This window comes from Bradyrhizobium sp. 62 (genome assembly GCF_023073035.1).
Lineage (GTDB): Bacteria > Pseudomonadota > Alphaproteobacteria > Rhizobiales > Xanthobacteraceae > Bradyrhizobium.
Map to the genome: position 1 here is coordinate 37710 of NZ_JADPIT010000016.1, position 16681 is coordinate 54390.

A 16681-nucleotide genomic window follows, 5' to 3' on the forward strand; every position below is an offset into this window, starting at 1 on the left:
ACTAGGCTCCTTTGAATGATCAGGCGAACGCCATCGGCTTGAAGCGGCGCCAGGCACCGATGGTGAGCACCACGAAGAACACCAGCACGAGGCCCTGCACCACGGCGAACACCGGGCCTCCGGGCGGCGCCGGGGCCACGGCGGGCGCGAGCGCGGCAAGCGCCGGCACCTTCAGGAACGACTGGATCACCAGCACGAAGACGTTGAAATACAGCGAGATCATCGCCGTCACGATGTAGACCGGACGCCAGACGCCAGCGAGCTTCATGCCGTAGAGCGCGATGCAGGCGATCGCGAGCAGGACCAGCGAGATGATCCCGATGATGTGCGACGGCAGCAGCTCCTTGAACGGAAACAGGAAGCCGGTGGCGCTGGTGAGGATCGTGAACGCTAAGAAAATCGCGGTGAGGCCCGGCATCGGCTTCGAGCCGAGCAGGCCGAACATCACGACGAGGCCGGCGGCGATGCCGATCAGGCTGATGACGACATGGACCAGCGTGAAGGCGGGCAAGCTCAACCCAAGAACCATGACATCTCTCCTATTCTCTGCATCAAGTTCGGGAGATTGATATTACGGCCCTCATCAGATTGCCACACGCGCTGACGTCACACATGCGTGCGCAGCCATGCGTCATCGTGCGAATCGAAAACGCATGGCTGAATTATTTGCATCGCTGTAAACGACGGCAGGCTTTCAACGAAGTTGAATCGAATAGGCAGGGGCGCTCGCGAGGTGCGAGCGCCCCTGCACACGTCTCACACTTCCTTGGTGTCGAAGATCAGCAGGTCGGCGCCGCCGCTGGCGAATTTCGGCACGTCAGCGCCGGTCGCCTTGCCTTCCGGGCTGCCGAATGCCGCCTGGATGTCGGCCGCGCTGTCGAAGGTGAGAATGGCGACCAGATGGATTCCGGACGGTCCGGCGGGGGAGCCGACCGGCCCCTTGCTGATGGCGTACTTCTTCAGGCCGGGAAGTTTCTTGGCAAGCGGAATGTGGGTCTCGGCATAATACTTGTCGAAGGCCGCAGCATCCGTGGGCGTTTTATACAGCACGACGATTTCAGCCATTTAGTTCCTCCCATTTGAGTCTTTGTTCTTCCACGGGCGTTTGGCCTCGCGACGAGGGGATAGTCCGTGGGACACGTCGGGATGGCAAGTCACATTCGCCTTGCCATCTGCGTGTCTTCTACTTGACTAAAGCGCCGGCTTTGCGGCGTCGCCGAGATAGCCGTGCAGGGAGGCCACGACCTGCGCGCCCTCGCCGATGGCACCGCCGACGCGCTTGACCGAGCCGGAGCGGACATCGCCGACCGCGTAGACGCCGGGCACCGACGTCTCCAGCGGTGCAACCAGCCGGCCCTGGTTCTGCTCGGACTGCGCGCCGGTGACGACGAAGCCGCCGCGATCGAGCGTCACGCCGCAGCCGTCGAGCCAATTGGTGGCGGGATCGGCGCCGACGAACAGGAAGAGATTGCGGATGTCGGCGAAGTCCTCGTCGGCCGACAGCCGGCTTTTCCAGCGGATACGCCGCAGCAGCGAGGCCTCGTCGCCTTCGAGCGCCGTGATCTCGGTGTTGAACATCAGTTCGATGTTCGGCGTGGCTTCGATGCGCTCGATGAGATAGCGCGACATGCTGGCGCCGAGACCGCCGCCGCGGATGATCATCAGCACTTTTTTGGCGTGCCCCGAGAGGAACACGGCGGCCTGCCCCGCCGAGTTGCCGGCACCGACCAGCGCCACCTCCTCGCCGGCGCACAGCTTCGCCTCGACCGGCGAGGCCCAATACCAGACGCCGCGGCCCTCGAACTTGTCGAGGTTCTCGATCTCGGGCCGGCGATAGCGCGCGCCGCTGGCGACCACCACCGCGCGCGAATGCAGGGGGTCGCAGCCATCGAGCGCCACCGAAAATGCGCCATCCTTGCGCGTGCAGTCGAGCGACTTCACCGTCACCGGGATCATGATCTCCGCGCCGAACTTTTGTGCCTGGTTGAAGGCGCGTGCGGTCAGGGCCTGGCCGGAAATTCCGGTCGGAAAGCCGAGATAGTTTTCGATGCGCGCGCTGGCTCCGGCCTGGCCGCCGAAGGCGCGGGTGTCGAGCACGGCGACCGATAGGCCTTCGGACGCGGCATAGACGGCGGTGGCGAGTCCAGCCGGCCCGGAGCCGACGATCGCGACGTCGTAGATGCGGTCGTTGCGCGGGCCGCCGATCATGCCGATCGCGCGCGCAAGCTCGGTTTCGCCGGGATTGCGCAGCACCGCACCGTCGGGAGTGACGACCAGCGGCCAGTCGTCCGGCTTGGGCGAATAACGCGCGATGACGTCGGCGGCGTCGCGATCGCGCGCGGGATCGAGCAGATGATGCGGCTGGCCGTTGCGGGTGAGGAAGCCCTGCAACCGCACCACGCCTGCCGAATGCGACGGACCGATCAGCACGACGCCGCCGACGCCGCCCTGGAGCAGATTGACCCGGCGCAGGATCAGCGCGCGCATGATGCGCTCGCCGAGCTCGGCCTCGGCGACCAGCAGCGCGCGCAGCCGCTCCGGCGGCAACAGCAGCGTCTCGACATCGCCTTCGGCGCGACCGTCGACCAGCGCCGGCCGTCCGGAGAGCTGGCTCAGCTCGGCCAAAAATTGCCCCGGCCCCTGGTCGATCAACGGGGTCACATGGCCAAGGCCGTCGCGCTGGGTGATGGCGACGTGGCCCTTCAGCACGACGAACATGCCGGGCCCCGGCTTGCCGGTCTCGAACAGGAATTCCCCATCGGCATAGTTGCGGACCTCGCCGAAATGCCTCATCCGCTCGATCTCGGCCGATGTCAGCGTCGGAAAGGTCTGTTCAGGGCGGGTGAACCGCGACATCTGCGCGTCACTCTCGGGTCGTTGCGATTCGTCCTGCCCCATTGCCACGTCCATGCTCTCCAAAGAAATTCCAGCCGTCGGATTCTAGCCGCCGGTCTTGTCGGCGGTCCCCTCATCTAGGGAACCATCTTCATTCTGCGAGGGGTCGGCACTTGTGGCGCGTTCGCGCGCCTGCACCTTCCGCCGCTTCAGGTTTTCGCGCAGCGCCGATTTCAGCCGGTCGTCGCGGGACGCCCTCGCCTGCCGCGAGTCCTGTCTCGAATCCTGTCGCTCGCTCTTGTCGTTCTCGTCAGCCATCGGGGTCCATTACAGCGATCGGCGATAACATGCCCGAGGAATAAGGCAGCTCAAGAGGCCCGCGCGATCTGATCGTGCGAAAATCGAAATGGATCGAACCCGGCGCGTCGGGCAACTGGCCAGTTGGGTGGGGATATCGGAACCGAACCCGCGGAAAGTCGGCCATTTCGGGCCAAAACAGGCACTTTGGCCCCGATATCGACCCGATTTTATCGCTTTGGCGGAGCTAGCAAGCTTGCACAGGAGGGGGGCTTGTGGCAGATATCGGCCCGCTTGGTAGGCCCCTCGTGGCGGCCGATTCTTACCCCAGCACATGCTGCCGTAGCTCAGTGGTAGAGCACTCCATTGGTAATGGAGAGGTCGACAGTTCAATCCTGTCTGGCAGCACCAGTCATCCCATTGGATGCATTGATTTTATTGGAAATTCGGTCCTGAGTGCCACACAAGAGTGCCACACAGACCAATGGTTTCCCTAAAACTTCGTATGGACAAGCGCGCCGCTTCCACCGTTCCTCAATTTCGTTGTCGCGTCCCGACCAAACTGGTTGATCAGCTACGCGGTAAGAGGATTTTGCTGCATCTGTCACGTCGGACTGAACCGGCCTGCATCAAAGTCGTGACGATCGGCACCGACGTTGCGTTCAGCCTTGAGACCACCGATGAAACGATTGCCGCCGCACGTCACGCTGACGCTCTGGAGCATTTGCAGCGTCTGTTCGATCTAACCGCAGCCGCACCAATCAAGCTTTCTCATCGCGAGATGGTCGCCTTAGCCGGCGCCGTCTATCACACCTATGTCTGGGTCCATGAAGACAATCCAGGAGAGCCGGGACGATGGGCGTGGCACAAAGGACTTTCACGGGCCATCTATGAAGGCCGCATACACGATGCGCCACCAGCTACGCTGAGGGTTGATGATCGAGAAGCCGGCTTAGTTATATTTGGCACTGGCGATTTGACGGAATCGATTAATGCGTTGCCGGCAGGTCAGCATGATGGACTAGAGAGTCGCTTCGGTCTGTTGGCGGATTGGGCTTTGATCCGACATCGCGTGCATCTTTCTTCCGATCAACGGAAGCACTTCCTAAAGCTGGTTGCAGCTGCATCGATAGATGCGGCTTGGCAACTTCGCCGAAATGCCGAAGGTGACTACCGGCCTGATCCTTTGGCGCAGCGCTTCCCGCCGATCGAAACCGTCGCGGTGGCCAAACAGAAGCAGACGATCAGCGGCCTATTTGACTTGTGGTGGAACGAAGCCAAAGTCACCGGCCGCTCTCAGAGCACCCACGACACTTACCGGGGCGCAATCGATAGGCTGATTAAGCACCTCGGACACGACGATGCCGGCCGCGTTTCCGAAGACGATATGCTTGCGTTCAAGAATGCCCGCCTCAAGGTGGTGAGCGCCAAGACATTAAAGGACGGCGATGTACCCGGAATAAAGTCTGTGTTTGGGTGGGGGGTTGACAATCGAAAGCTGACAAAAAATCCAGCGGACGCAATCAAAGTCAAAGCCGAAAAGAAGATACGGACCCGATCTAAAGGCTTCACGGATGCGGAAGCCATCGCGATCTTCGCTGCTTGCCTGGGATATGTGCGGAAGCCGAAAGAGGATACCAAGACCGCTGCCGCCAAGCGATGGGGCCCGCTCATCGCGGCTTACACCGGCTGCCGGATTGCTGAGGCGTTGCAACTTCGCAAAGAGGACATCCGCAAGGACTCCCAACATCGTGTCTTCGATTTCAACCCGGCTGCCGGAAGCATCAAATCCGGCTTGTATCGGCTAGTGCCAGTTCATCAGCACCTCATCGATTTGGGCTTGCTTCGCTTCGTTGAAGCTTCTGATGATGGCCCCTTGTTCGCAAAGGGCAGCTACAAGCGCGTTGTAGATTTTGTTCGAACGGTCGTCACCGACAAGCGCGTCCAACCTAATCATGGTTGGCGACACCGCCTCAAGACGATCGCCCGAAACCTAGGCCTGGATCACCGGGTCGTCGATGCCATCCAGGGGCACGCGCCGCGAACCGCCGGCGAAGACTATGGCGACGTTACAATGCTGGCTATGGCCCGCGTGATAGCCGCTATTCCGCGCATCGCGGTCGATACCGCCGCGAGTGATCGCCGTAATGCAATTCCTTCCCAGAAGGTTCGTTCACCGCGAAGTAGCCGCCCGCAGCGAGGCGCCTAAGCGCGCCTCGCACCGTGCCGAGACTCAGACCGGTTCGACGGCAGATTTCCGGATGAGATATCTGCGCGTCTCCCCTCCTGGGGTCGAGCGATGCAAGCAACACATTCGCGACGGCGATATCGGCGACCCTCATGTTCTGATCATTCGCAATCACCCGCATCATCAAGCACCGCGCTGTGGTTCGCTAATGTCGATCGCGGTCGTTAGGTCGAGCATGGCCATCAATGCCTCAGCAGCGTCTCTGGCTTCTGCTTCGCCGCGCCCCCCGAACACCGAACAGTAAGGGCAAATGGCTTCGACCTGATCGACGTGCTTTCGCGTAACAACAAATTCCGGCATCTGCTCCATTGTATCCTCACTTGGTTAATCAGCGGTGGTCACATTGTGATTGAGCTGCACTTGCATTGCGATGCATTCAAATGTTGTGACCATCTGACGCAGACGCTGGCGCAAGTTGATCGACCTTCTCAGAAAAAAGAGACGACCATTTGCATTTTGGGCGGGCGAGTCGCCCCAACTTGCACTTTTGCAGGAATGCAAATTGGGGCTAGGCTCAGCTTAGGTATACTCGCTCACGGTGTCGTGAGCGCGCCAGTTCATCGACTCGTCGATCCGGCGCTGCACCAGCGTGGCCAGTGCCTCCGGATCGTGAGACGAACCGTTGATGTGGATCGCGATTGGTCCCATAGAGCGAACATCGCCCGCGCCGGCACCAGTACCACCGCCCGGAGATACCGGGGGCGGGACATTCTGGATCACGCTCGCAGGCGGGACTTGCGAGGTGATGCCCTGAGGCACTTTGACGCCAACATTGCCCCGGCGAACTTGCGTGTTCGGACCAGCGTCAACCCAATGATATTGCACCCGGTCGGAATCGTTTCCGGCAAGCATGCGAACCTGTACCCTACCATTCACCATGCGCGTTTCACCGGTCGCAATGCCGACGTGACCGCCTGGTTGATTGTCGCCGCGACCGTTCGTCATCAGCACGACGTCGTTCCTCTGTGCCTGTGATGGATCGATCTTGCTTCCCCAATGCTGATAGCTGTTCGCCACATTGGAGCCGGTGCCTTTGCCGCCAGCCGCTGCAAGCGCACGGTTGACGAAACGAGAACACCACGCGTTGCTACGACCGCGTACATCGCCACCGAGAGCAGCGGCCAAGACACGCGATTCGCTCGGGACGTTCTCGCTCATGCCCTGGTACCGTTGAGCCCAAGCAAGAGCATCACCGCTGCCGGCGCTGCCGATATCATCAGACAGCGCGTTCGTTTGCTTGCGTACGCCGTCAACCCATCCTCCGTTCTGGCCATGAGGATCATTCGCTGCTCCAACGGGAGCATAGCGCTGCCCCATCTTGCCGAGGTCGCCACCGGCGGCCCGATAGTTCTTCGCGACGGTACGCCCAGCAGCATCGATGCCAGAGTCGAGATCGGAAAATGCCAGCTTGGTTCGCGAGCCGGTCTCTGGGTTCATGAGTCCAGCGACGTTGTTGTAACGAAGGTTCCGACCGTTTCCGGTTTCGTGCGCGATAACGCCAGCGAGCAGCGCGGGCGGAATGCCATTCGCTTTGGCAGCGGCCACGACTTGGTCGTACTTGCCAGCGAGCGCGGTGCCGGCGAATTTCCGTTCGAAGGCGGACCGATTGATGCTATCAGTGCCACCGCCGAACGACGGAATCTTGTCGCGTCTGATGATGTTGCCCGCGTTGAACGAGGGCAGCGTCAGACCGGGCACGCTCTTCATCAGGTTCGGGATACGCGTGAAGCTGCGAGTTCCGACACCCGAGCTACCGAGCCCACCACCGGGGCCGATAGCGGCATGCTGAAAACCACCACCGAGACTGCTGTTGATGAAGGCAGCGCGCTGGACGTTTGCGCCGAACTTGTTCAGTTGATCTGCAAGGTCATCCACCTTAGAACGGCGCCGGCCCGAGAGGTCCGTTGCCCCTGTGAAGCTCGACGGTTGAAATAGGGGATCAGCTCCCGATGGCGTCTTGTAACTGCGCAACTCCCTGAGTTTTTGTTGCCGCTCGCGCCACTGGGTGGTGGTTTCTCCAGGCCGCTTGATCGCCGAGTCCGAGACGCCGATCTCGTTCCCGAGGGTCAACCCGAGAGCGGGGCCAAAGACAGGACCGAGTCCGAGTCGAGCACCGGCACCGATGAGAGCACGACCACCGAGCGAGCCTGCGATGCGGCTGATAAGGCCCGCGAAGCCAGCGAGGACGGTCAGCACGGGAGCCAACATTCCGAGGGCCACGGACAGACCGACGATCTGGCCTGACAGCTTGCCCAGGACTTCGGAGTTGTTGCTGTCTTTGCCCATGACGCTGGCGATGCTCTTCAGCATGGCGGTCATAGAATCCGCGACCGAGACCAGACCGCCGACGAAGCCGGAGGCGAAGCCAAAAATTCGGTCCACGTCGATACTCGACAGCTTCTCGACGATCTTATTCAGAGCTTCATCGGCGCTGCCGATTCCGAACGCCTTCTTCAGCTTCTCGACGAACTCGCGGGATTTCTCCGCGATCCGGCCAGAGGTGAAGAGACTTGAGTGTCTGTCAAACCAATCGGACACCTCTACAAAGGTGACTTCAAGCCCTGAACCTAAATGCTCCCAGGCGAGGCCGAACATAGTCTTAATCCGGTCCCAACGTTTTTGCAGCGAGTTCAACTTCGTCGCTGAGAACGCGGATACCGAGTCGCTCTTCTGTTCAATCTCTTTCAACGTCTCCCTGACTTGATCAACGGCTTTTGCCATTTGCGCGATCTCGTCGCGCCATTCTCTCTGGCCTGCCAAGTTCGCAAACTTCGCGCGGTTCTGCTCGGTCATGCTTTGCATCTTGGAAAACATGTCGAGCATGAACTCGGTCGGCGCGGAGGCCATGCGCTGTGCCATCTGCTGCCGGTTGCCATAGCCGAGCATTTGCGCGGCCTGGTTCAGATCCTCGGCGCGCTGCCCCCTGGCGTTGCCGGCGTTCGCGAACTCGGAAGTCAAATAGCTCAATGCAGTACCCGCTTTCCCGGGGGCAAGGCCTGCCGAGATGCCAACCGAAGTGAACGCGGAAAGCTCGGTCTCCTTCATTCGCGTGGTGCTGAGGGCAGACATCGCTCGCTTGTTCGCCTCGATGATCTCGTTCGGGTCTGCGGCCGTAGCCGCAGCGGCAATCGCGACCGCATTCATCGCCTTGATGACGCGAGCAGGATCAGCTTTTTTCACGTCGCCGTAGATGGAGGTCGCGGTTTTGCCGGCCAGCTTCATCAGCTGGTTGATATCCATTTCGAGCGCGGCAGCCGATTCCATCGCGCCCTCGGTTATCCGCTTCGCCGCGTCCTGTCCGAAGCCTTGCTTTAGGCTTTCGGTGAACGAGTCGATGACAACGGAAGCGGACTCGCCGAACTTGATCGCGATCTGGTCCGACCAGTCCCCCCGCAGTTTCTTCACTTCCGCTGCCGACATGCTGCCGAAGAGCTGCATCTTGGTCTCAGCCGTATTCGCAATCATCCGTTGCTTGAACGCAGATGCTGCGGCGGTAAATGAGAGACCTCCAGCAATGACGGCGGTCGTCGGCGACATGCCACGAGGGAGTGAGCCGCGTCCGGCTGAGCGACCGCGATCAACGGCACCGGCTCTGCTTTCCAGGGCAGCGCGGCGCGCAAGCTGGTGCTGATATCCGACCTCGAGTCGTTCAAGCACCTGATACGTCCGCCGCGCATCGTTCAATCGTTGAGCGTTCGCGCGATTCCAATCGGCTGCGTAGTCGCGGGCAGCGGAGCGGGTGAGGTTAGTCAGGCCTCTCAGTTGGTCTGCCGCCGCCTTCGTCGACCGGTTGAAGCCGTCAAGCGCGGACATGCCGGCGCGGCCCATGCCGGACAGTTGAATGTTGACGCGCTTCGCGACGCCTTCAAACTTCTGGATGTCGTTGAGGACCCGCCTGAGCACCGGGCTCAGTTCATTGACTGCGGTTAGGCGTGCCCTGATGTCGAGATTGTTGTCGGACATTTGTCTTTCTTGGGGAGAGTTGATGTTGGTTGGATGGGGCAGCGCAGGGGAAATGGTCTTTTAGGAACTGCGCCGAAGAATTGGCTTCGAATGTGCCCGCAAGGTTTTTTGGCGGGGTGGGGTTGTGCTGGACGACGTGGTAATTCGTCTTTTACGAAATCGACAGCGGAGAAGGGCAGCCTCTGCCGGGCCATGCCGCGCAAAAACTCTCGCCTTCACCTCTCCAGTGCTTTCGATCGCTGGGAGACCTCTGCGCGTTCGATGCAGGGGCGAGGACGACGATGGTGGTGTTGCTCCGGCAGCCTACTATTTGACCGGTCGCATTCTGGTCGGGTACAATGACAACTAAGTCGAGCTATCGACCCGTGCGCCCCGCATCTGTGGGACCGTGCTCATCGCAACGACCTTCAGCATCAGCATGCACAACGCCACTGCCGCCACCGGCATGGCGAAAGAGGATCATTGTATGAGCAGCACCATCACGTTCAGCGCCGCCCGCCGTCGCTTCGAGCGCGCCCACGACAACCATCAGACAATCAGCAAGCTGCGACCGTCAGAGCAGCAGAGCCTAGATTTCGGCTTCGCTCTGATGAATGGCAACCACGTCATGGATGGCGGAGACCTGACAGCGGTCGAGCGCTGGTGCCGTGACGCTGGCGTACTGAGCGCAAGTGAGGCCGTCACGGCCTAAGCGGGCGATGCAGGGCGGCGGTCAGGTGCGCCAACACCGGCCCGCTGGCCAGCTTGCTGGGCACACCCTGTGAAATTTACGGGGTCGCAGCTGTTAGTGTCTCGCATGGGTATACGGTAGCGAGACAGTCGGCTGGGACAGAAAATTCGTCTCAATAGGGTTGACTCCGAATATCTGAGACATCATTGTCTCGTTGTCTAGAGGCAAGTGAGACGCAGAGGCACCCATGACCGTAATCGGATACGCTCGCGTCAGCACCACCGACCAGGACGTAACCATCCAGGAGGCCGCGCTTCAGACTGCTGGATGCGAGATCATCAGAACCGAGAAGCGCTCCGGGACCACGACTGCCGGGCGCGATGAGCTTCGGACCGTGCTCGACTTCATGCGAAAGGGCGATGTGCTTGTCGTGACCCGTGTTGACCGGCTCGCGCGGTCGATCGGTGACCTCCAAGACATCGTCCGCGAGATCAAGGCAAAGGGTGCCGCTCTCAAGGCGACAGAGCAGCCGATCGACACCAGCACGGCGGCCGGGAAGGCCTTCCTCGACATGCTCGGCGTGTTTGCCGAGTTCGAAACCAACCTCCGGAAAGAGCGTCAGCTTGAGGGCATCGCCAAGGCCAAGGCGAACAACGTCTACAAGGGCCGTAAGCCATCGATCGACGTGATGAAGGTGCGAGAACTGAAGGCAGCCGGCATCGGCCCAGCTGCTATCGCGAAGCAACTCAAGATCGGCCGAGCCTCGGTCTACCGTGCTCTGGAAACAGGATCAGCATCCGCCGATTAGCGAAGTGACACGCAGTAATCGCCATTACTGGCGAATGCCCCGGTCGGACACGATCGACCGGGAATGCGGGCAAAGGCCCGCGGCGTGTCGGAGTGGAGCGCTTGGCAACATCGTCCAGTGGAGATGTATCCACTTGGACAGACCCGGCCGATCTTGACGAACTGGTCGCGACCGTCGGTCGGCTGACAGTAGGAAGCTGCAAGGGCGGGGAGCGCGCCACATACGGTCAACGCGAAGGATAGTCCTGCGAGTCGTCTCATCGTGTCGCGCTCTCTTGCGGGCAGCGGTTGCCGCCATCCATCGATGTTACCCTGCCATCAGACGTTCGCGCGCTGCAACTCGGCCAATTTCTCGTCGATGCGGGCCTGCTCCGCAAGTGCGGCCTCAAGTTCGGCGCGTAGCGCGAACACGTCAACCGACTCCAGTCGGTCCCGTGCTGCCGCCACTCGCTGGTCAGCCTCAGACTTGCGTCGGCGAAGATCGAACAGGTTCAAGGCCGCGCCACGGGCGGCCCTGACACCGTCTTCAACGGCGTATTGCTCCCCCGTCAGCCGTGCGGCCGTCTGGCGAGCGAGGATTCCAGGTCGTTTCATATCGGTGCTTTCCTTACTTTTGGGCGGCGCGACGGCGCTCTTCCATGTGCTGGCGGGTAACGCCCGTAAATCGAGCGAGATCAGCATCCGTGATACGGGCCTGCTTCCGGCTCGCTGCGACCTCGGCCATCATCGTTGAGGTCAGGTTGCCGACTGGCCGCTGGGGTTCATCTTCGGTGGTCGTGAAGGCCTCAGGCATGCGAGCGCGAAGCGAGCGGGTGAAATCGGATGCCGAGATCGCACCGAGGCCGGGAAGGTGGATCAACCCTTGGCTAGTCAAGACGGCGCCAGCAAGATCGATGCCGGCTTGCCTGATAGCGCGCTGATCGGGTTGGCAGCCCTGCCGGCGTGACTCCGCCAGGATAAATGTTTCAAGGTCGGCCATCAGGCGGCCTCTGTCTGACGGGCGAGGTACGAGATCAGGGCGCGCCTTACGACGGATGATCGGTTCGGACTGGACGGATCGTCGATGGCTGCTGCGGCATCGATCTTGTCGAGGAGGACTTTCGGTAGCCGGAACGTGCCGTGCGTCATCGGCGAGCAGACCAATTCGTCCGCCCCGAACAGAGGTTTTCTCTTCATGGGAGGCTCCAATAGAAAAGCCGCCTCGGTGATCCGGGGCGGCTTGTGATGCAGATACGATAAAGGCCCCGCTTGGGGCCTGGATGATTTGACTTGACCGGCCTTAGAACCTTGGCCCGGGCGGCGTGCGTAAAAGTGCTAGTGTGCCTGTGAAGGTAGCACGGGGGGTGGGGTATTGTCAAGGGGTAACTCTACCCGAATCAGAGTAAGGCAATGAAATGGCTCATCTTTATGGGCAGCGCGAGTTCTCGGCAGCCCAGCTTTGGAGCAAGTCAACCTGCAAGGTAGGAAGCCCCTCGGAGCCGCGCTGACAGCTTTGAATGAGTCGGAGTGTTCCAATAAGGGTGAGGGGCTCCTCCCGCTGGGGGCAGGACGACCGGCCGGTGTCCAATCCGGCCCATCCAGCAGGATGCCAGCCTGCTGGATGCCCATGAACCTTCCGGTCCGCCGGGGCGGAGAACCGGCGGCGATCTCGGCGAGCGTGATGGATTAGGGTGGCGTCAGATTGCGGTGCGCTTCTGCGATTTCAGCCTAAGCTCTAAAAGCTTTTGGTTGTCCTTCCAGGGTTCGTCGTCCATCCACGCCACCGGGTTCTTGCAGAATCCGGTGTTCAGAATCCCATTGCGAACGAGTTCTTTGCCGTGTCTGCGTGCAGCGACGAGGATGGGACTCATCGGGACACCGGCCTTGGCGAGTGAGATGAGTTTTATCTCTGCGCCCTTCACGTTCTTTCGAACCGGAAAGGCTTTCCAGAACTGGTCCTTCCAATCGTCGGGCCAGTTGTAATCGGCTGGCTGAAACTCGCTGTCGTTTGCGGCTTTCGGCTTGGTCCCAGACCCATCAATCGAGCCAAAAACCAGTGCGCCGGAAGCGCTCCCAGATTGGGGTGGGTCTTTGGGCTGGGTCTCTGGGATGAGTAACTGAGAAGAGTTGGGGGCGGTGACCTGTTCATCCTCGACAGGTGACCCGTTTATCCTCGACAGGTGACCGCCGTCGTCAGACAGGTGACTGCCCCCTGCCTGCTGTTCCTTGTCGACGGGTGATCGCCCCGCAATCGAGGGGGCACCGCCCACATTGCGTTTCCGATCACCCACGGCGAACGCTCCCCACGACCTAAGCCGCATGAGGTTGAAGTCGTCATGGCCATCTTGGGTCTTGCGGTTCTCTACCTTCAGAACCGCCTTGCACGGCACAAGGCTCCGCACTCCGCTCTTCGAGCGGGTCTCGCGCTGACCGTCCCTCAGCTCTTTCACGATGCGCCTGGCAGCGCGTTCGTCCTTAGCGATGTCCTTCGCGAGCGTCTCGGGAGTCGGGTAGGCGCTACCCCAAAGGGACTGGTCTGTTCCTTCCTTGCCTTCGTTCAGACGATCGACGATGCAAACGAGCGCGCGGAATTGGGCATCCGAGATGTCGGGGTCGCGTGCGAATGCCCTCATCTGTTGAAGCTTGCGGCCGGAGGTGATCTCAATCTCGTCTCCCTCGGGCGTCTTGATGACACGGGTGTTGTCGCTGGCGGGTTTGTTATTTTCTTCGGGCATCTGTGGCAAGGTTTGACTCGATTTCTGAGCTGAACTTCATGAAGCCCCGGCGTTGGCGCGGTGGGGCCTTATCTTTGGCTACTTGGCTGCGGCCCGAAGCCGTTGCAGACGCTCCTCGATGGCCTGCCTCACGAACTCCGACCTGCCCTGACGTAGGTTCAGGCGTGCTTCATCCAGCGCAGCCAGTTGGTGCGCTGACAACCGGAAGCCGACGTATGGCCGTGCGGTATCGGGATCGTAGAAAAGGCGGTTCATGGTTTCTCCAAAACAAAACGCCCCGGCAGGAATGCCGAGGCGCGGACGGGACCGAAAAAAGCCACCACTGGCGGGGCTTTCCTCTGCGAAAAATCATCAACGATGTAAGTTGCGATTAGCACAAACCATGAACGCAGTCAAATGTTTGATCCGCCCCGCCGACGATATGGCGTCAACTCGATCGAGCCCTGTATTGGTGTCTCCATGGATGACAGGAAGTGGATTGCCATCATGATCGCCTCGATGCTGCTGCTGGTCGGGGTCGCTGCGTTGCTGGTGCAGCAGCCTGAGCTAGTCGCGACCGGACATTCGGTGGTGAGCGGCCGTCCTTCCGGCTTCTGAGAAGACAGGCTGGCCGGGGCACTGCCCTCACGCATCAGAGGCGTTCAACTACGCGGCCGGCTCGCAGGCCGCGAATTTGAAGGCTGGCGGAGTGCCGCCGTGCCCGTGACGCACTACCGAAGTACCACGGCACTGCCGGATTCCGCTCGGGTTCTCAAAGGCCTGCTAGCCAAAGCCTGCATTTGCCTCAACCTCGGCCGAGGTTGTTAGCAGCTTTGAAGCTAAAAATGATGATCGTCATATCGAATGCACCCGAACAGGTGACACGGTCATGGCATCACTCCATCAGGCGATACACCGCAAGCCCCTCTTGGTCGTCGGCGCCTTCCTGGCCGTCATGATGACGAGTGTCCTTGGCCTCGTTGCGTGGAAGGCGTCGGTGGCCCGTCACGCCACCTTGGTCCGGGCACAGGAGGATTTAAGTAACCTGGCCCGTTCGCTGGCCCGGCACGCGACCACTACCCTCAAAGCGCCTGATGTGGCCATGACCGGATTGGCGGACCTGCTGAAGTACCAGAGCCCGCTGGCTGAGCGGTTCAATCCCCATCTGGTCGCCACGACCCGATCTCTGCCGCAGATCCGCGAGATCGGCGTTTTGAATGCCGAGGGCAACTGGCGATACTCGTCCTTCGAGCGTTTACCGGACTACAACAACTCCGATCGAGCGTACTTCGCGCACCATCGAGACAATCCCAACCCCAAGATGCTCGTGAGCGGGCCGATCATCTCCAGGACTAGCGGGCAACCATCCATTATCCTGTCGAAGCGGATCAGCACTCCGACCGGGGACTTCGCAGGTGTTGTGGTCGCCGCGATCGACTGCAACTACTTCAGCAATTTCTATTCGTCCTTTGGTGTCGGCGCTCAAGGCGGCATCAGCCTCCTGTCCACCGATGGAATGATGTTCGCTCGTTGGCCGGTGGTGGAAAGTGGTCGAAAGATCGCCGACACCTCGCTGTTCCAGAAGCGCATGAGCGAAAGCCCTAGCGGGTCCTACAAGATCACCTCCCCGTTCGATGGTCTCACCAAATACATCGCATACCAGCTGGATCCCGAATACGCGGTGGTCGTCACGGTGGCGCGATCCGAGAACGAGGTGCTGGCCAACTGGCGGACCGATCTCATCTCGGATGCGGTCGTAGCGGTCCTGCTGGTCGCGATCATCGTTGCTATGGCGGTGCTGTTGAGGAGCCAATTCAGCTTCAGGACCGGATTGGAACGGTCGCTGCGGGAGCGCGAGGCGCGTCTGCGCTTGTTGGCGGACAACATCGCCGACATCGTCATCGTGATGGACCGAAAGGGATACCTCCGCTACGTGTCACCTTCGGTGGTGGCTGTGCTCGGGATGACGGAGAATGATTTCCTCGGCCGGTCATGTCTCGACGTGGTCCATGACGACGACCGCGAAAAGGTCATGGCCGCCAGCCGAGAGCTGAAGCACGCCAGCGCATCCAGCTCTGTCCGGTTCCGAACCAAGCGAGGAGATGGGGCCATGGCTTGGCTGGAGGCTCATTTCAAGCTGGCCGAGCAGTCGTTTGGCGGCGAGCTGGAGATCGTCGGAACACTTCGCGACATCACGAAGCAGAAACGCCTCGAGGACGAGCTGTCGTCAGCCAACCTCAGACTGGCGCAGCTCGCGACGACAGACGGTCTGACTCGGCTTGCGAACCGACGCAGCTTCGATGCCTTCTTGCGGGAGGCTTACGCAAAACATGACATGCTGTCGGTGCTCCTGATCGACATCGACCAGTTCAAGGGCTTCAACGACGCACTGGGCCACCAAGCCGGGGACGGTTGCCTCCAGCGCATTGCCGAGGTGATCGGAAGCGCCACCGCAAACACGGGAGGATTGTCGGCGCGGTATGGCGGTGAGGAGTTCGCGGTGATCCTGCCCGGCGTGAACGAGGAAAGGGCGGTGAAGGTGGCCAACGCGATTCGGATGCTGGTCGCTCGTTTGCAGATCCACCATCCGCGCTCGCCACGAAAGTACGTGACGATAAGCGTGGGTGTTGCCGAAAAGGGCGACGCCACCACGGATGAGTTGGCGCTAACCCGTGACGCTGACATCGCCTTGTACCACGCAAAGGAACAGGGCCGGGACTGCTCGGTCGCAGGCTCCTCGCTGGTATCCTCGCGCCTGGAAATGCCGTCGCTGGTGCCCTCACTGCCTGATCTGGAGGGCGCGTGATGAGAGCGCCGGACAAGCGAGGAGCGCGGCGAGTTGAGTTCGAGCGGGCCATTCCGGCGAGCATGATGGCGATCGACGGAACGTGGCAGCGCGCTTGCACCTTGAAAGATATATCTGACGTCGGAGCCAAGCTTTTCATTGAGGGCCCCGTGGAGGGGCTGCTTTTGAAGGAGTTTTTCCTGGTGCTCTCGTCCACCGGCCTTGTCTATCGCCGATGCGAACTGGCGTGGGTAAACGGCGGCGGAGTCGGCGTGACCTTCATCAGACAGGACCACAAAAGACCGATGAAAGCCCAACCTACTGGCACCCGCTGACCAAACCTGGATGGCGACTTGGTCGCTTCACATAAAGCCTGGATTCCG

Annotated in this window: 17 protein-coding genes and 1 tRNA gene; 7 read left to right on the plus strand and 11 right to left on the minus strand. The window is 60.8% G+C overall.

Annotated features, from left to right (window positions below):
- Positions 1-19: 19 nt before the first annotated feature.
- The 4 genes from IVB47_RS19080 to IVB47_RS19095 all read right to left on the minus strand — a co-directional run bounded on the left by IVB47_RS19080 (position 20) and on the right by IVB47_RS19095 (position 3153).
- A complete protein-coding gene (locus tag IVB47_RS19080) occupies positions 20-529 on the minus strand; it encodes a hypothetical protein (protein ID WP_247357730.1) in 510 nt (169 codons plus the stop codon).
- Positions 530-756: 227 nt separating this feature from the next.
- Positions 757-1065, minus strand: a complete 309-nt coding sequence (locus tag IVB47_RS19085; RefSeq protein ID WP_027565721.1) for an EthD family reductase — start codon at positions 1063-1065, stop codon at positions 757-759.
- A 126-nt stretch (positions 1066-1191) separates the two neighbouring features.
- Complete coding sequence (locus tag IVB47_RS19090; RefSeq protein ID WP_247427353.1) at positions 1192-2898, minus strand: FAD-dependent oxidoreductase; 1707 nt, start codon at positions 2896-2898, stop codon at positions 1192-1194.
- Between the two features lie 42 nt (positions 2899-2940).
- Complete coding sequence (locus IVB47_RS19095; RefSeq protein ID WP_247357728.1) at positions 2941-3153, minus strand: hypothetical protein; 213 nt, start codon at positions 3151-3153, stop codon at positions 2941-2943.
- A 315-nt stretch (positions 3154-3468) separates the two neighbouring features.
- Here IVB47_RS19095 and IVB47_RS19100 point away from each other — a divergent pair.
- Positions 3469-3543 (plus strand) — tRNA-Thr (locus IVB47_RS19100).
- A gap of 94 nt (positions 3544-3637) precedes the next feature.
- Positions 3638-5341, plus strand: coding sequence for a hypothetical protein (locus IVB47_RS19105; protein WP_247463305.1), 1704 nt, complete (start codon positions 3638-3640; stop codon positions 5339-5341).
- 162 nt (positions 5342-5503) lie between these two features.
- Here IVB47_RS19105 and IVB47_RS19110 read toward each other — a convergent pair whose 3' ends face one another.
- The gene (locus IVB47_RS19110) at positions 5504-5689 is read right to left on the minus strand and encodes a hypothetical protein (RefSeq protein ID WP_247463307.1); all 186 of its coding nucleotides are present in this window, start codon (positions 5687-5689) and stop codon (positions 5504-5506) included.
- A gap of 210 nt (positions 5690-5899) precedes the next feature.
- A complete protein-coding gene (locus tag IVB47_RS19115; protein WP_247463308.1) occupies positions 5900-9343 on the minus strand; it encodes a phage tail tape measure protein in 3444 nt (1147 codons plus the stop codon).
- 466 nt (positions 9344-9809) lie between these two features.
- Here IVB47_RS19115 and IVB47_RS19120 point away from each other — a divergent pair, with 466 nt between their 5' ends.
- Positions 9810-10034: a hypothetical protein gene (locus IVB47_RS19120; protein WP_247463311.1), complete on the plus strand. Its 225-nt coding sequence runs from the start codon at positions 9810-9812 to the stop codon at positions 10032-10034.
- A 226-nt stretch (positions 10035-10260) separates the two neighbouring features.
- On the plus strand, positions 10261-10821 hold the full coding sequence (locus IVB47_RS19125; RefSeq protein WP_247463313.1) for a recombinase family protein: 561 nt from the start codon (positions 10261-10263) through the stop codon (positions 10819-10821).
- A gap of 317 nt (positions 10822-11138) precedes the next feature.
- Here the strand turns inward: IVB47_RS19125 and IVB47_RS19130 are convergent, their stop codons facing one another.
- The 5 genes from IVB47_RS19130 to IVB47_RS19150 form a co-directional block, all read right to left on the minus strand.
- Positions 11139-11414 (minus strand): hypothetical protein, encoded by a 276-nt coding sequence (locus tag IVB47_RS19130; protein WP_247463315.1) that lies wholly within the window; start codon positions 11412-11414, stop codon positions 11139-11141.
- 13 nt (positions 11415-11427) lie between these two features.
- Positions 11428-11799 carry a hypothetical protein gene (locus IVB47_RS19135; RefSeq protein ID WP_247463317.1) on the minus strand — a complete coding sequence of 124 codons (372 nt, stop codon included), beginning with the start codon at positions 11797-11799 and terminating at the stop codon, positions 11428-11430.
- A complete protein-coding gene (locus IVB47_RS19140) occupies positions 11799-11996 on the minus strand; it encodes a hypothetical protein (protein ID WP_247463319.1) in 198 nt (65 codons plus the stop codon). Before IVB47_RS19140 ends, IVB47_RS19135 begins: the two co-directional genes overlap by 1 nt.
- 500 nt (positions 11997-12496) lie before the next feature.
- A complete protein-coding gene (locus tag IVB47_RS19145) occupies positions 12497-13543 on the minus strand; it encodes a helix-turn-helix domain-containing protein (protein ID WP_247463321.1) in 1047 nt (348 codons plus the stop codon).
- Positions 13544-13612: 69 nt separating this feature from the next.
- On the minus strand, positions 13613-13789 hold the full coding sequence (locus IVB47_RS19150; RefSeq protein ID WP_247463323.1) for a ribbon-helix-helix protein, CopG family: 177 nt from the start codon (positions 13787-13789) through the stop codon (positions 13613-13615).
- Positions 13790-13930: 141 nt separating this feature from the next.
- On the opposite strand from IVB47_RS19150, the gene IVB47_RS19155 reads away from it, so the two are divergent.
- From IVB47_RS19155 to IVB47_RS19165, 3 genes are all read left to right on the plus strand, one after another.
- Entirely contained in the window at positions 13931-14131 is a 201-nt protein-coding gene (locus IVB47_RS19155) for a hypothetical protein (RefSeq protein ID WP_247463325.1), read from the plus strand.
- Between the two features lie 271 nt (positions 14132-14402).
- Entirely contained in the window at positions 14403-16319 is a 1917-nt protein-coding gene (locus tag IVB47_RS19160; RefSeq protein ID WP_247463327.1) for a diguanylate cyclase, read from the plus strand.
- The gene (locus IVB47_RS19165; protein ID WP_247463329.1) at positions 16319-16633 is read left to right on the plus strand and encodes a PilZ domain-containing protein; all 315 of its coding nucleotides are present in this window, start codon (positions 16319-16321) and stop codon (positions 16631-16633) included. Before IVB47_RS19160 ends, IVB47_RS19165 begins: the two co-directional genes overlap by 1 nt.
- The last annotated feature ends 48 nt before the right edge of the window (positions 16634-16681 follow it).

Excerpts from the sequence above, each read along its gene's own strand:
- IVB47_RS19080 (WP_247357730.1), bottom strand. The coding sequence starts at position 529 with ATGGTTCTTGGGTTGAGCTTGCCCGCCTTCACGCTGGTCCATGTCGTC.
- IVB47_RS19085 (WP_027565721.1), bottom strand. The coding sequence starts at position 1,065 with ATGGCTGAAATCGTCGTGCTGTATAAAACGCCCACGGATGCTGCGGCC.
- IVB47_RS19090 (WP_247427353.1), bottom strand. The coding sequence starts at position 2,898 with ATGGGGCAGGACGAATCGCAACGACCCGAGAGTGACGCGCAGATGTCG.
- IVB47_RS19095 (WP_247357728.1), bottom strand. The coding sequence starts at position 3,153 with ATGGCTGACGAGAACGACAAGAGCGAGCGACAGGATTCGAGACAGGAC.
- IVB47_RS19105 (WP_247463305.1), top strand. The coding sequence starts at position 3,638 with ATGGACAAGCGCGCCGCTTCCACCGTTCCTCAATTTCGTTGTCGCGTC.
- IVB47_RS19110 (WP_247463307.1), bottom strand. The coding sequence starts at position 5,689 with ATGGAGCAGATGCCGGAATTTGTTGTTACGCGAAAGCACGTCGATCAG.
- IVB47_RS19115 (WP_247463308.1), bottom strand. The coding sequence starts at position 9,343 with ATGTCCGACAACAATCTCGACATCAGGGCACGCCTAACCGCAGTCAAT.
- IVB47_RS19120 (WP_247463311.1), top strand. The coding sequence starts at position 9,810 with ATGAGCAGCACCATCACGTTCAGCGCCGCCCGCCGTCGCTTCGAGCGC.
- IVB47_RS19125 (WP_247463313.1), top strand. The coding sequence starts at position 10,261 with ATGACCGTAATCGGATACGCTCGCGTCAGCACCACCGACCAGGACGTA.
- IVB47_RS19130 (WP_247463315.1), bottom strand. The coding sequence starts at position 11,414 with ATGAAACGACCTGGAATCCTCGCTCGCCAGACGGCCGCACGGCTGACG.
- IVB47_RS19135 (WP_247463317.1), bottom strand. The coding sequence starts at position 11,799 with ATGGCCGACCTTGAAACATTTATCCTGGCGGAGTCACGCCGGCAGGGC.
- IVB47_RS19140 (WP_247463319.1), bottom strand. The coding sequence starts at position 11,996 with ATGAAGAGAAAACCTCTGTTCGGGGCGGACGAATTGGTCTGCTCGCCG.
- IVB47_RS19150 (WP_247463323.1), bottom strand. The coding sequence starts at position 13,789 with ATGAACCGCCTTTTCTACGATCCCGATACCGCACGGCCATACGTCGGC.
- IVB47_RS19155 (WP_247463325.1), top strand. The coding sequence starts at position 13,931 with ATGTTTGATCCGCCCCGCCGACGATATGGCGTCAACTCGATCGAGCCC.
- IVB47_RS19160 (WP_247463327.1), top strand. The coding sequence starts at position 14,403 with ATGGCATCACTCCATCAGGCGATACACCGCAAGCCCCTCTTGGTCGTC.
- IVB47_RS19165 (WP_247463329.1), top strand. The coding sequence starts at position 16,319 with ATGAGAGCGCCGGACAAGCGAGGAGCGCGGCGAGTTGAGTTCGAGCGG.